Source organism: Glycomyces niveus (assembly GCF_017592475.1).
In the GTDB taxonomy this organism is placed as follows: Bacteria; Actinomycetota; Actinomycetes; order Mycobacteriales; family Micromonosporaceae; genus Glycomyces; species Glycomyces niveus.
In genome coordinates this window covers 46,753-59,632 of the sequence record NZ_JAGFNP010000007.1, presented here as the reverse complement: position 1 = coordinate 59,632, position 12,880 = coordinate 46,753, and the positions used below count along the sequence as shown (strand labels likewise).

Annotated in this window: 11 protein-coding genes; 4 read left to right on the top strand and 7 right to left on the bottom strand. The window is 70.4% G+C overall.

Annotated elements, in window-relative coordinates:
* Positions 1–12 precede the first annotated feature (12 nt).
* The 3 genes from J5V16_RS13960 to J5V16_RS24470 all read right to left on the bottom strand — a co-directional run bounded on the left by J5V16_RS13960 (position 13) and on the right by J5V16_RS24470 (position 3,440).
* Positions 13–2,346, bottom strand: a complete 2,334-nt coding sequence (locus J5V16_RS13960; protein WP_208496959.1) for a sodium-translocating pyrophosphatase — start codon at positions 2,344–2,346, stop codon at positions 13–15.
* Positions 2,347–2,568: 222 nt separating this feature from the next.
* Positions 2,569–3,084 (bottom strand): ATP-binding protein, encoded by a 516-nt coding sequence (locus tag J5V16_RS13955; protein WP_208496958.1) that lies wholly within the window; start codon positions 3,082–3,084, stop codon positions 2,569–2,571.
* On the bottom strand, positions 3,081–3,440 hold the full coding sequence (locus J5V16_RS24470) for an STAS domain-containing protein (protein ID WP_307792961.1): 360 nt from the start codon (positions 3,438–3,440) through the stop codon (positions 3,081–3,083). Before J5V16_RS24470 ends, J5V16_RS13955 begins: the two co-directional genes overlap by 4 nt.
* A 270-nt stretch (positions 3,441–3,710) precedes the next feature.
* Here J5V16_RS24470 and J5V16_RS13945 point away from each other — a divergent pair, with 270 nt between their 5' ends.
* Positions 3,711–6,035 (top strand): DEAD/DEAH box helicase, encoded by a 2,325-nt coding sequence (locus J5V16_RS13945; protein ID WP_408612457.1) that lies wholly within the window; start codon positions 3,711–3,713, stop codon positions 6,033–6,035.
* A gap of 416 nt (positions 6,036–6,451) precedes the next feature.
* Here the strand turns inward: J5V16_RS13945 and J5V16_RS13940 are convergent, their stop codons facing one another.
* Positions 6,452–7,042 carry an FABP family protein gene (locus J5V16_RS13940; RefSeq protein WP_208496956.1) on the bottom strand — a complete coding sequence of 197 codons (591 nt, stop codon included), beginning with the start codon at positions 7,040–7,042 and terminating at the stop codon, positions 6,452–6,454.
* A 151-nt stretch (positions 7,043–7,193) separates the two neighbouring features.
* On the opposite strand from J5V16_RS13940, the gene J5V16_RS13935 reads away from it, so the two are divergent.
* On the top strand, positions 7,194–7,979 hold the full coding sequence (locus tag J5V16_RS13935; protein ID WP_208496955.1) for an HAD-IIA family hydrolase: 786 nt from the start codon (positions 7,194–7,196) through the stop codon (positions 7,977–7,979).
* Between the two features lie 11 nt (positions 7,980–7,990).
* A complete protein-coding gene (locus J5V16_RS13930) occupies positions 7,991–8,383 on the top strand; it encodes a DUF3263 domain-containing protein (RefSeq protein WP_208496954.1) in 393 nt (130 codons plus the stop codon).
* A gap of 101 nt (positions 8,384–8,484) precedes the next feature.
* On the opposite strand, the gene J5V16_RS13925 is transcribed toward J5V16_RS13930, so the two are convergent.
* The 3 genes from J5V16_RS13925 to mdh form a co-directional block, all read right to left on the bottom strand.
* A complete protein-coding gene (locus J5V16_RS13925; protein ID WP_208496953.1) occupies positions 8,485–9,723 on the bottom strand; it encodes an APC family permease in 1,239 nt (412 codons plus the stop codon).
* A 36-nt stretch (positions 9,724–9,759) separates the two neighbouring features.
* On the bottom strand, positions 9,760–10,503 hold the full coding sequence (locus J5V16_RS25065) for a phosphatase PAP2 family protein (protein WP_208496952.1): 744 nt from the start codon (positions 10,501–10,503) through the stop codon (positions 9,760–9,762).
* 114 nt (positions 10,504–10,617) lie between these two features.
* Entirely contained in the window at positions 10,618–11,568 is a 951-nt protein-coding gene (gene mdh, locus J5V16_RS13915) for a malate dehydrogenase (RefSeq protein ID WP_208496951.1), read from the bottom strand.
* Positions 11,569–11,931: 363 nt separating this feature from the next.
* On the opposite strand from mdh, the gene J5V16_RS13910 reads away from it, so the two are divergent.
* Positions 11,932–12,834 (top strand): sulfite exporter TauE/SafE family protein, encoded by a 903-nt coding sequence (locus J5V16_RS13910; RefSeq protein WP_208496950.1) that lies wholly within the window; start codon positions 11,932–11,934, stop codon positions 12,832–12,834.
* Positions 12,835–12,880: the final 46 nt, after the last annotated feature.

The following is a 12,880-nucleotide window of genomic DNA, read 5'->3' as shown; positions in this document are numbered from 1 at the left end:
TGCGCTCAGCCGCTAGCCGACTTTCACCGACTCACGCTGCTCCGGGGCGGCGGCTTCCCCCGCCTCCACCACCGCTGAACGCCGCTTGGAGACGAGGATCGCCGCGACGAGGGCGGCGACCGCGACACCCGCGATGATCCACCGGACCGGGCTGTCGGCCTGGTCGCCGACGCCTTCGACCGTGTACACGACGACGGCCGGGGCGATGATGAGGCTCACCAGGTTCATGACCTTGAGGAGCGGGTTGATCGCGGGGCCGGCGGTGTCCTTGAACGGGTCGCCGACGGTGTCGCCGATGACCGCCGCGGCGTGGGCCTCGGAGCCCTTGCCGCCGTGGTTGCCGTCCTCGACGTCCTTCTTCGCGTTGTCCCACGCCCCGCCGGAGTTGGCGAGCATGACGGCCATGAGCACGCCGCACGCGATCGCGCCCGCGAGGTAGGCCGCGAGCGGGCCGACGCCGAGCCCGAAGCCGACCGCGATGGGCGCGGTGATGGCGAGGAGCCCGGGCGTGACGAGTTCGCGCTGGGCGTCGCGGGTGCAGATGTCGACGACGCGGCCGTACTCGGGCCGCTGCGTGCCCTCCATGATCCCGGGGAAGCGCGCGAACTGGTCGCGGACCTCGGTGACGACGGCGCCGGCGGAGCGGGCGACGGCGTTGACGGCGAGGCCGGAGAACAGGAACACGACGCTCGCGCCGATGATGAACCCGACGATGTTGACCGGGTCGGCGATGTTCAGCGTCTCGAACAGCGCGCCGCCGGCGAGCCCCTCGGAGACCACCGCGTCGGTGTAGGAGCCGAACAGGGCGGTCGCGGCCAGGACCGCGGTCGCGATCGCGATGCCCTTGGTGATCGCCTTGGTGGTGTTGCCCACCGCGTCCAGGTCCGTGAGCGTCTGCGCGGCGTCGCCTTCGACGTCGCCGGACATCTCGGCGACGCCTTGCGCGTTGTCGCTGATGGGCCCGAACGTGTCCATGGCGACGATGACGCCGACGGTGGTGAGCAGGCCGCAGCCGGCGAGCGCGACCGCGAACAGGCTCACGAGGAACACGCCGCCGCCGAGCAGGTACGCGCCGAGGACCGCGGCCGCGATCGTCAGCGCCGTGTACACGGCCGACTCGAGGCCGAGCGAGAAGCCCGACAGGATGGTCGTGGCCGCGCCGGTGCGGGTCGAGGCCGAGACGGTCTTCGTCGGCTTGTACCGCGTGTCGGTGTAGTAGCCGGTGAGCGCCAGGATCGCCGCGGCGAGCGCGATGCCGATGACGACCGCGACGACCGCGAGGACCTGCGGGTTCACGGGGATGCTGGCGATGTCCTCGGCGGCGATCTTCCCGCCGAGCTCCGTCCAGGACGAGGGCACGTACCAGAACACGGCGACCGCGGTCAGGGCCGCGGCGACGACCGCGGAGATGTAGAACGCCCGGTTGATCGCGGTCAGGCCCGACGCGTCCGAGGCGCGCATGCGGGTGATGATGACGCCGAGGATCGCGCACACGATGCCGACCGAGGCGACCAGCAACGGCAGGACCAGGCCGGTCTCGCCGAACGCCGCGCGGCCCAGGATGAGGCTCGCGACCAGGACCACCGCGTACGACTCGAACAGGTCCGCGGCCATGCCGGCGCAGTCGCCGACGTTGTCGCCCACGTTGTCCGCGATCGTCGCCGGGTTGCGCGGGTCGTCCTCGGGGATGCCCTGCTCGACCTTGCCGACGAGGTCCGCGCCGACGTCGGCGGCCTTGGTGAAGATGCCGCCGCCGACGCGCATGAACATCGCCAGGAGCGCCGCGCCGAAACCGAAGCCCTCCAGCACGACGGGCGCGTCGCCCTTGTACAGGAACACGACGACCGCCGCGCCCAGCAGGCCCAGGCCGACGGTGAGGAACCCGACCACGCCGCCGGTGCGGAAGGCCAGGTGCATCGCGGCGGTGGGCTTGCCGTCGCGGGCCGCGGCGGCGACGCGCACGTTCGCGCGTGTGGCCATGTTCATGCCGGCCCAGCCGATGAACGAGCTGAACAGCGCGCCCACGATGAAGAAGGCGCTGCGCCCGATCCGGACGTCCGTGCCCCCCTCAGCCGGGAGCAGGAACAGCAGGATCACCGCGATGACGACGAAGACGCCGAGCGCCTTGAACTGGCGGTTGAGATAAGCCGAGGCGCCCTCCTGGACGGCCCCCGAGATCTCCCGCATCTTGTCGGTGCCGGTGCCGGCCGCCAGGATGCTCTTCACGAGCGCGGCGGCGCCGCCCAAGGCGACCAGCGCGAGCGCGGCGGCGACCACGACGAGGCTCAGGTTCGAGCCCGCGAGTTCGCTTACGCCCTCGTCGCCGTTGGCGAGCAACGTATGCATGTAGTTCCTCCATATGCAAGACAGGTCCATGGCCCGGAGCCATGCGTCCCGCGGGGCACCGCGGGACCGGTATCGCAGTCACGTAGGGGGCCGCGGGACGGGTAGGACGGCGCGGCCGGGAGCCGGGCCTGCGGCCCGGCAGAACTTAACGTGCGGAGTGTAACGATGTGAGCGCTTTAGCAGTGGGGACGGTCACGCGCACCCGCGGGCGTGTCCAATCCCTCAGTGATCGGCGCCGGGACCCGAACCCGGTAGCGGCCACGACATGCTGACCGTCGTGCTCCCGTCCGCGCCGGGACCGGTCACGACCAGGTCTTCGACCAGTCCGCCCAGCACGATCAGGGTGATCTCCTCCGAGAAGGTGTCCTCTTCGATCGCATCGTGATCGTTCGCTCGCGCATCGCCGCCGCCCACCCCCGCAGGGATCCGCCCGTCCGAGCGCGCGCGCAGATCCTGCGCGTTATCCGTGATTTTCGCAACAAAACGATCACCGATCGCGAACTCTACGCGCACGAGATCCTCGATCCCCCGGTCCCGATGACGCAGCACCGCGCGCGTACACGCCTCGCCCACCGCCTGCCGCACCTCGTCCAGCAGCCCCGTCGCCACCCCCGCGTGCGCCGCTACGTCGGCCGCCACCAACCGCGCCGCCCGCACATACGCGGCCGCGGGCGTGAACGCGAACCGGACCGTCACCGCCTCGGCCCGTCCCGAGCGGTCGTGCCTCGAGCCGTTCACTCGCCGGGCACCGCTTCCCGGACATCGAGCACCTTGTCGAGACCGGTCAAGTCCAGCAGCTTCCGGATCCGCGGATTCGCGCACACCACCACGAGACTCCCGCCCGAATCCGACAGGCGCCGCCGCGCCCCGATGAGCACGCCCAGACCCGTCGAATCGCAGAACTCCGTCGTCGTCAGGTCGATCGCGACCCGCATCCGACCCTCCGCGGCCAGCTGCCGCACGGCCTCCCGCAACTGCGGCGCCGTGTACATGTCGATCTCACCGGTCACGCTGATGACCGCGTAATCGCCGACCTCGGAGAGGCCCAGCCCCAGCTCGGGCTCGGCCGCGCCATCACCTGATGTTCCCCTCACGCCGTCGCTCCCCTCTCTCGGCGAAACCCGCGGCCACGGCCGCGGCGGCGCGCGCAGGCGGGCCTCGGGCGGGCCCGGTCCCCGCTCGGGCCGGTGATCACTGTGTCTTGGCCCATAAGCGTACTGCGTTCCCAGTGGAGTGGAGCCGGGAGCGTATGACCGAATTGCGGGTGCCCGCCCCCGCCGCCGCACCACCCTGTCGGCGGGCTGCGGCATCATTGGACGGTGTCCGTCGACCAGCTGATCGCCGCCCTCGAAGCCGACGAGCCAATGTATGGCTCGCAAGCTTCGCCAAGGATGGGCGGCCTGCGCCACCTGCGCCGCCTCCCGCCGCGCCGACCCGTGCGCACCGACTGGCCCCAATGGGTCCCCGACACCGTCCGCGACGCCTTGGGCGACACCGGCATCACCCGCCTCTGGCCCCACCAGGCCGAAGCCGCCACCCACGCCCACGAAGGCCGCGACGTCATCGTCGCCACCGGCACCGCCTCCGGCAAAAGCCTCGCCTACCTCCTCCCCCTCCTCACCGAAGCCGCCACCCAAGGCGAAGGCCGCACCATCTACCTCGCCCCCACCAAAGCCCTCGCCGCCGACCAAGCCCGAGCCGTCGGCGAATTCGACCTCCCCGGCCTCATCCCCGCCATCGTCGACGGCGACACCCCCTTCGAACACCGCCAATGGGCCCAGCGCTTCGCCAACCTCGTCCTCTCCAACCCCGACCTCCTCCACCACTCCCTCCTCCCCCGCCACCGCATGTGGCGCTCCCTCCTCAAAAACCTCAAATACGTCGTCATCGACGAATGCCACGTCTACCGCGGCGTCTTCGGCGCCCACGTCGCCCTCACCCTCCGCCGCCTCCTCCGCCTCGCCGAGCACTACGGCGCCCACCCCACCGTCATCGCCGCCAGCGCCACCGCCGCCAACCCCGCCGCCTCCCTCGCCGTCCTCACCGGCCGACCCGCCGTCGCCGTCACCCACGACTACTCACCCCACCCCGGCGCCACCGTCGCCCTCTGGGAACCGGTCACCTACGAGATCGAAGGCGAACCCCAACAGGCCTCCACCCTCAGCGAAACCGCCCGCATGCTCGCCCAACTCACCCGCCGCGGCATCCGCACCCTCGCCTTCGTCCCCTCCCGCCGCGGCGCCGAAATCGTCGCCGCGGAAGCCAAATCCCGCCTCGGCGCCGACCCCGCCGCCGACCGCATCGCCGCCTACCGCGCCGGCTACCTCCGCGAACACCGCCGCGACCTCGAATCCGACCTCCGCGAAGGCCGCCTCCTCGGCGTCGCCACCACCAACGCCCTCGAACTCGGCATCGACGTCACCGGCCTCGACGCCGTCCTCCTCTGCGGCTACCCCGGCCGGCTCGCGAGCTTCTGGCAGCAGATCGGCCGCGCGGGCCGGGGCGACACCGAGGCGCTGGCGGTGATGCTCGCGAAGGACGACCCGCTCGACACGTACCTGGTGCACCACCCGGAGGCGATCTTCGACCGGCCGGTGGAGGCGAGCGTCTGCGACCCGTCGAACCCGTACGTCCTGGCCGGGCACCTGTGCCTGGCGGCGGAGGAGCTGCCGCTGAAGGACGCGGACCTGGACGCGATCCCGGGCAGCCGGGAGGTTGCGGAGCGGCTGTGCGAGCAGAAGCTGCTGCGGCGCCGGCCGGGCGGGCGGTACTACTGGATCGGGTCGGAGCGTCCCGAGGTCACCTTGCGCGGTTCAGGTCCCATGGGCGTCGACATCGCGGAGACGAAGACGGGCCGGCTGATCGGCACGATCGACACGGCGGCGTCGCACCGGCTGGTGCACCAGGGGGCGCTGTATCTGCATCAGGGCGAGTCGTACATTGTGGACGATCTCGATCTCGAGGACGGCCTGGCGCTGGTCCACGCGGCGAAACCGCCGTGGATGACGAGCGCGCAGGAGATCACGCACCTGGAGGTGCTGTCGGAGCGCGAGCGCCTGGAGATGGGCGACGTGACCCTGTGCCTGGGCGAGGTCGAGGTGACGTCGAACGTGATCTCGTACCAGCGCCGCAGGCTGCCTTCGGGCGAGGTGATCGACACGCAGCCGCTGGACCTGCCGCCGCAGACGCTGCGCACGGTCGCGGTGTGGTGGACGGTGGAACCCGAAGCGCTGGAAGGGGTCCCGGACCTGGCGGGTTCGCTCCACGCGGCCGAGCACGCCTCGATCGGACTGCTGCCGCTGGTCGCCACATGCGACCGGTGGGACATCGGCGGGCTGTCGACGCCCGCGCACATGGACACGGAGCTGCCGACGGTGTTCGTCTACGACGGCCACCCGGGCGGTGCGGGTTTCGCGGAGCAGGCGTTCCGCAAGTGGACGGACTGGCTGCGCGCCACGCAGGAGGCGATCGCGAGCTGCGACTGCCGTTTCGGCTGCCCGAGCTGCATCCAGAGCCCCAAGTGCGGCAACGGCAACGAGCCGCTGCACAAGAAGGGCGCGATCGCGGTCCTCAGCCTGCTACTGAAGGCGGGCGAAGGTCCGATCAAGTCGACGGTGTTCAGGGACAAGCCCGAACTCGAACCCGAGCCCGCCGAGGCGGACGACGACCTGTGGCCGGGAGACTTCTAAGCGCCCCAGCGCTTCCCAAAGTTATCCACAGGCAAGAAACTCGTCGTTGCCGCTCCGCAACAAGGCGTGACACGCTTGATGAATGCGCCGCACAACCGCCACCACCAGCCACGCAACCACGAAGCCCCGCAAGGCGACGGCGCGCGCTGCATCACACCATCAAGAAGTTATCCACAGCCGGAAACTTTCTGTCGCCGACCAATTGCGGAACGTGTCAGCCTTGAGGCAAAAAAGCCATCTGGCCCTGCGGGATGGCGGCGAGACAAGGGGATTCGCGAACGTCGCCATACCGAGACCGCGCGCGGGAAGCCACCCGCGCGCGGTCCCCGCACGGACTGCGCACCTCCACGTGGAGGACACCAGCGGGCGGCCGGACACACCAGCCCGGCCGCCCGCCACAACGAAATACTCGACGCCTACCCGGCCACGCGGTTCAAGCTGGCGCTCAAGTGGGGGCTCAGCGGCTTGCCTTCGGCGGCCATCTCCTGGGCGTACATGAGCGCGCCTTCCACGATGCCGTACAGCCGCTTGCCAGCGGTGACCTCTTTCGCCTGCGGGCTGCGCACCACCGCGTCGGTGGCGATCTCGATCTGCATGCCGTCCACGTGGCCGTAGTACAGGTCGAGGATCCCGGTGGGGTGCGAGAGGAGCACTTCGATCTCGGGGCGCTTGGGGTCGTCGCCCTTGACCACGCGCCACCAGCCGGTCTCCTGGGCCGCGGGGCGTACGGGCTTGCCGTCGGCGTCGATGATCCAGGAGCGCGCGTGGTAGCGCAGGAACGGCCGGCCGTCGTGGACGAAGCTGATCTCCTGGGCGTACAGGAAGTCCTCGGTGCCGGGGTAGCCGCCTTGGCCGCGGCCGCGCCAGCGGCCGACGAGGGGCAGCAGGGGCAGGAGGTCGTCGTGCAGGTTGGGCCCGCGGCGGAGGTCGTCGGTCTCCTCGAACGGGTAGGGCTCGACCTTTTGGAAGGTCGAGGCGAACTCTTCGGGTACTTCGCGCTCGCTCATTTGTTCCTCGCGGTTCGAATGGTCCAGTAGCCGAGTGCGCCCGCCATGGCGCCTGCGGCGATGACGAGCACGGCCGTCAATGCCGTCTCCACGGGCACCACTTTACGTCCGGTCCTCGTCGTTTTCTCCGAGCGATGGCAAGATGTTGAGCATGACTACACCTGGACCCTTCGACAGCTGGCTCTCGGACATGGACGGCGTGCTCGTCCACGAGGGCGTGCCGGTACCCGGCGCCAACAAGCTCATCGAGAAGCTGCAGACGGCGGGGAAGCGGTTCCTCGTCCTGACGAACAACTCGATCTACACTCCGCGCGACCTGCATGTGCGGCTGAAGAACTCCGGGCTGCAGGTGCCGGTCGAGTCGATCTACACCTCGGCGATGGCGACGGCGGACTTCCTGCAGTCGCAGCGGCCCAAGGGCTCGGCGTATGTGATCGGCGAGGCGGGCCTGACCACGGCCCTGCACGAGATCGGGTACGTGCTCACCGACTACCGGCCCGACTACGTGGTGCTCGGGGAGACCCGCCGGTACGACTTCGGGGCGCTCACGACGGCGGTGCGGCTGGTCAAGTCCGGCTCGCGGTTGATCTGCACGAACCCGGACACGACCGGGCCGAGCCCGGAGGGCTTGATGCTCGGTGTGGGCGCGGTTGCGGCGATGATCACTGCCGCGACGGGTTCAGAGGCGTACTTCCCGGGGAAGCCCAACCCTCTGATGATGCGGAACGCGTTGCGCCGCATCGGGGCCCACTCGGAGACGACGGTGATGATCGGCGACCGCATGGACACCGACGTGCTGTCGGGCCTCGAGGCCGGGCTCGAGACGGTCCTCGTTTTGTCGGGGGTCACTGACACTATGGAAGAAGTCGAGCGCTACCCCTTCCGGCCGAACCACGTCAAGGATTCGGTGGCGGACCTCATCGACTGGATCGAGTAAGGAGCTGCCCCATGCCTCCCGGCCAACGCCCCGCCGAGTCCGTTTCGCGTGCGCGCCAGGGAGGTGAGGAGCTCCTGCCGGTGCCGCGCCCTGCGCGCGGGCCGCATGAGGCCTCTCGTCCGGCACGGGAGGCGCCCCCGAAGCAAGCCGCTCCCCAGCGGGAGTCGCGCGAGCCCGAGTCGAAGCTGAGTGCGCTCGAGTCGCGGCTCCTGGCGTTCGAGGCGCGCTGGTGGCGCGCGTCGGGCGCGAAGACGCAGGCGATCAGCGACGAGCTGGAGCTCTCCCCCGAGCGGTACTACCAGCATCTGGCGCGGCTCATCGACCACCCGGAGGCGGCCGCGGAGCAGCCGGCGGTGGTCCGCCGGCTCAGGGCCGCCCGGGATCAGCGCCGCGCTGAACGGTAGACGCCAAGCAAGGCGGGTGCTGCGCCGGCGCGCCGCTTTGGTGAGCGGTGATGGCGGGCTTCTTCTTCGGCGCGTCCGCCGCCGCATCAGCGGCCGCGTGGTCAGGCTGTGCGCGTTCGGTGTTCGGTGATCGCGTACCAGCCGGCGCCTGCGGCGAATACGGCGAGGCCGCCGAGTACTGACGGGAGCGGGAGGCTCGCGGCGACGAGGAGGCATCCGGCGAGGCCGAGCCATGGGAGCGGGTCGCGCCGGTCGAGGGTGGTCGCGGAGGCGTTGGCGACGCCGTAGTAGACGAGGACGCAGAAGCTGGAGAAGCCGATCGCGCCCGTCAGGTCCATTGTGGTCACCAGGATGAGGACGAGGGCGCTCGCGGCGACTTCGGCCGCCCAGGGGACCCCGAAGCGTTCGGAGACGGCGGCGAGCGCGCCCGGGAGGCGCCGGTCGCGGGCCATGGCGAGTGCGGTGCGGCCGATGCCGGCCAGGAGGCTGAGGAGGACGCCGGCGACGGCGACGCCCGCGCCGATGGCGACGACGGGTTTGAGGGCGGGTGCGCTGGCGCCGGCGAGGTCGGCGAGGGGTGCGGTGGAGTCGGCGAGGGTGCCTGCGCCGAGGACGGTGAGGACCGTGATGGCGACGGTCAGGTAGACGGTGAAGGTGATCGCGAGGGCGATGGGGACGGCCCGGGGGATCGTGCGTTCGGGGTGTTTGACCTCTTCTCCGAGGGTGGCGATGCGGGCGTAGCCGGCGAAGGCGAAGAAGATGAATCCGGCGGCGGTGAGGACGCCCCAGGGGTGGGTGTCGCCGAGGGGCCTGGCGGCGGCGGGGCCGGTGGTGCCGGCGATGACGACGGCGGCGAGGACGGCGAGGGTGATGGCGGTGAAGACGGCGGAGGCGAGGGCGGTCTTCTTGACGCCGAGGAGGTTGATCGCGCAGAAGGCGAGGACGGCCGCGGCGGCGAGGGCGCGGGGGTGTTCGGGGAGGAGGTAGGCGCCGAGGGTGAGGGCCATGGCGGCGGCTGAGGCGGTCTTGCCGACGAGGAAGGCCCAGCCGGCGGTGAAGCCGGCGGCGGGGTGGAGCCTGCGGGTGCCGTAGATGTAGGCGCCGCCGGCTTGGGGGTGGAGGGCGGCGAGGCGGGCGGTGGAGCGGGCGTTGCAGTAGGCGATGACGCCGGCGATGAGGAGCGCGGTGAGGAGTCCGGGGCCGGATCCGGCGGCGCGGGCGGCGGGGGCCCAGACGGCGAAGACGCCGGCGCCGAGCATGGAGGCGAGCCCGATGGTGATGGCGGAGGGGAGTCCGAGGCGGCGCTGGAGGGTCGGCCGCTCGCGCGGCGGTGTGGGCATGTGTCGAAGATACCGTGCGGGTTTCGGGTGGCTCGGTTAGCGATATCGCCGTTCGGGTTCGAGCCAGAGGGGGAGTTCGACGGTGTCCCATGGGACGCGTTGGACGGTGCGGAGGATGACGATGCCGATGCAGAGTCCGGCGGGGGTGTCGGTGAACCAGTGGAAGCCGAGGTAGGTGGTGGAGAAGGTGACGATGATCGGCGGGAGGATGAGGAAGGCCCGCCGCAGGGCGGGGTGCCAGCGCGAGCCGACGAGGAACACGATGAAGCCGTACCAGATGATGGTGTTGAGGACGTGGCCTGAGGGGTAGGCGCCGGAGGGTTCGAGTCCGGAGAAGAGGACGGCTTGTGCGGCGTCGGCGTAGGGGGGGTTGGAGGCTTCGGGCCAGTGGGGGTAGACGCGGGGGAGGGTGTATTTGAGGGCGAGGACGGCGCCGGCCATGGCGTAGGCGGCGAGGAAGGCGATGAGGGGGCGGACGTTGCGGCCGCGCCAGGCGAGGATGGCGGCGATGCCGAGGGCGATGCCGCCGAGGAGGCCGCCTTGGCCGAGGCGGTTGGTCTGGATGGCGATGAGGTTGGCCCAGTCGGGGCGGTTGGCGTCGGCGAGGTCGCGGATCCAGATGTCGAGGTCGATGAGGGGGCTGGGCCAGGCGAGGGGGATGGTGATGGCGGTGAAGGCGACCGCCATGGCGATCTCGGGGAGCCATGAGCGTGGTCGTCTGAGGACGAAGGGCCGCCATACCTGGGTGTCGGTCTTGCGGCGCTGGTCTACGGCGGTCACGGGCTTTAGCCTAGCGACCGTGGTGCGGTGGTCGAATCCGATATCGGGTGCATGGGGGGAAACGGTGCAGGGGCGCTCCGTTGCGGGAGCGCCCCTGCGTCGTGTCAGTGGGGTTTAGAGTCCGGCGACGTCGGCCTGCTTGGTGCGGACGGCTTCGGCGGCTTCTTTGAGGTTGGCGAGTTCGGTGTCGGTGAGGGGGGTTTCGACGATGGCTTTGACGCCTTCGGCGCCGATTTGGGCGTTGACGCCGAGGTAGACGCCGGAGATGCCGTATTCGCCGTCGACCCAGGCGCAGACGGGCATGACGGCGCCGGAGTCTTCGGCGACGGCTTTGGCCATGCGTGCGGCGGCGGCGGAGGGGGCGTAGTAGGCGGAGCCGGTCTTGAGGAGGGCGACGATCTCGGCGCCGCCGTTGCGGGTCTTCTCGACGAGTTCGTCGATCTTCTCGGCGGGGAGGAGGTCGGCGAGCGGCTTGCCGTCGACGGAGGACTGGCTGGGGACGGGGACCATGGTGTCGCCGTGGGAGCCGAGGGTGAGGGTGGTGACGGATTTGACGGGGACCTGGAGCTCTTCGGCGACGAAGTTGGTGAAGCGCGCGGTGTCGAGCATGCCGGCCTGGCCGAGGACCCGGTTCTTGGGGAAGCCGGAGGCGAGTTGGGCGAGCGCGGTCATTTCGTCGAGGGGGTTGGAGACGACGATGATGACGGCGTTCGGGGAGTGCTTGACGAGGTTCTCGGTGACGCCGCGGACGATCTTGGCGTTGACTTCGAGGAGGTCCATGCGGCTCATGCCGGGTTTGCGGGGGAGGCCGGCGGTGATGACGATGACGTCGGAGCCGGCGGTCTTCTCGTAGCCGTTGCCGTCGTTGTCGGTGGTGGCGCCGACGACTTTGGTCTCGAAGCCTTCGATGGTGCGGGACTGGTTCATGTCGAGGGCGATGCCCTCGGGCTTGCCGTCCACGATGTCGGTGAGGACGACCTCGTCGAAGATGTCGTACTCGGCCAGGCGCTGGGCGGTCGTGGAGCCGTAGAATCCGGCGCCGACGACCGTGACTTTCTTACCCATCGAATGCTCCTCTGCATTAAGGCTGCCTGTGCGGTTCGCAGGCCCTCGGGTTGGTGGCGGCGGCGCGAGCGTCGCCTTGTGCCAGGTGAATGGCACGCTACGCGAGCGTAACCAGGTCTGTTCGTTCACGCTATGACGCTCGTCTCGGGGAGTGCATCCGGCCCCTGACCGGGTGGCGGAGGCCTCCAAATGCGGCGGTGCGCGGTGTGAGGTCGGGGGGTGGCGGGGGCGGGGGATGATGTGGGGACGGGTGGGTTCCCGGTGCCGTGTCTCATTGCGCGTCCCGAAGCGTGGGCATTCGTTGACTTGTCCTATTGAGCTGGTGGACTATTCAGGGGCCGTCCGTATCCGAGGGAGCCGCGCGTGCTGTTCGCGACCACTGTTCTGTATGCCGTCGCCGCGGGGTTCGTCGCCCAGCTGGTCGACGGCAGCCTCGGCATGGGCTTCGGCACGATCACGATGACGTTCCTGCTGGGTCTGGGTATCGCTCCGGCGGTGGCGTCGGCGTCGGTGAACGTGGCGACGATCGCGACGGGCGCGGTGAGCGCGGTGTCGCACCACCGGCTGCGGAACGTGCACTGGCCGACGACGTTGAAGCTCGGCATTCCGGGCGCGGTCGGGGGTTTCGCGGGTGCTTGGGCGCTGGCGTCGTTGACGCGTCTTGACGCGGCGACGCCGGTGACGAGCGCGATCTTGATCGCGTTGGGCGCGGTGATCGTGTGGCGGTTCGTGCGGGGCCGGGGCGCGGGTCATGGCCCGGTGCGGTCGGGGTTCGCGGTGCCGACGGGCCTGGTGGGTGGTTTTCTGGCGGCGGTCGGCGGGGGCGGCTGGGGTCCGGTGACGATGCCGATCACGTTGACGACGTCGCGGCTGGAGCCGCACCGGGTGGTCGGTTCGGTGTCGACGGCGCAGGTGTTCGCTTCGGCGGCGGCGGTGCTGGGGTTCTGGATGGCGGTGCCTGACACGTTGACGGTGCTGTGGCCGGTGGTCGCGGGCATGGCGGTGGGCGGGATGGCGGCGGCGCCGTTGGCGGCGTGGTTGACGCGCAGGATTCCTACGGCGAAGCTGGGTTCGACGATCGGGATGCTCGTGATCGCGTTGAACCTGCGGACGCTTCTGGGGAATTTCGCGGTGCCGTGGCCGGTTGTGACGGGCCTGTTCTTGGCGCTCGCGGCCGTCTGGGCGTTCGTGCTGGTGGCGCCGAGGCGGCGAGCGGCGCGGCGGGGCGCGGCGGTCGATCCGGACCCGGTGGAGGCCGAAGCGTAGCCCCGGAAGTCTTCGTGCAGGGCGTCCTGGACGGGTCGGTCCGGTG

Coding starts and splice junctions, on each gene's coding strand:
- J5V16_RS13930 (WP_208496954.1), top strand. CDS start 7,991: ATGCCTCCCGGCCAACGCCCCGCCGAGTCCGTTTCGCGTGCGCGCCAG.
- mdh (WP_208496951.1), bottom strand. CDS start 11,568: ATGGGTAAGAAAGTCACGGTCGTCGGCGCCGGATTCTACGGCTCCACG.
- J5V16_RS13925 (WP_208496953.1), bottom strand. CDS start 9,723: ATGCCCACACCGCCGCGCGAGCGGCCGACCCTCCAGCGCCGCCTCGGA.
- J5V16_RS13945 (WP_408612457.1), top strand. CDS start 3,711: ATGTATGGCTCGCAAGCTTCGCCAAGGATGGGCGGCCTGCGCCACCTG.
- J5V16_RS13940 (WP_208496956.1), bottom strand. CDS start 7,042: ATGAGCGAGCGCGAAGTACCCGAAGAGTTCGCCTCGACCTTCCAAAAG.
- J5V16_RS13960 (WP_208496959.1), bottom strand. CDS start 2,346: ATGCATACGTTGCTCGCCAACGGCGACGAGGGCGTAAGCGAACTCGCG.
- J5V16_RS13935 (WP_208496955.1), top strand. CDS start 7,194: ATGACTACACCTGGACCCTTCGACAGCTGGCTCTCGGACATGGACGGC.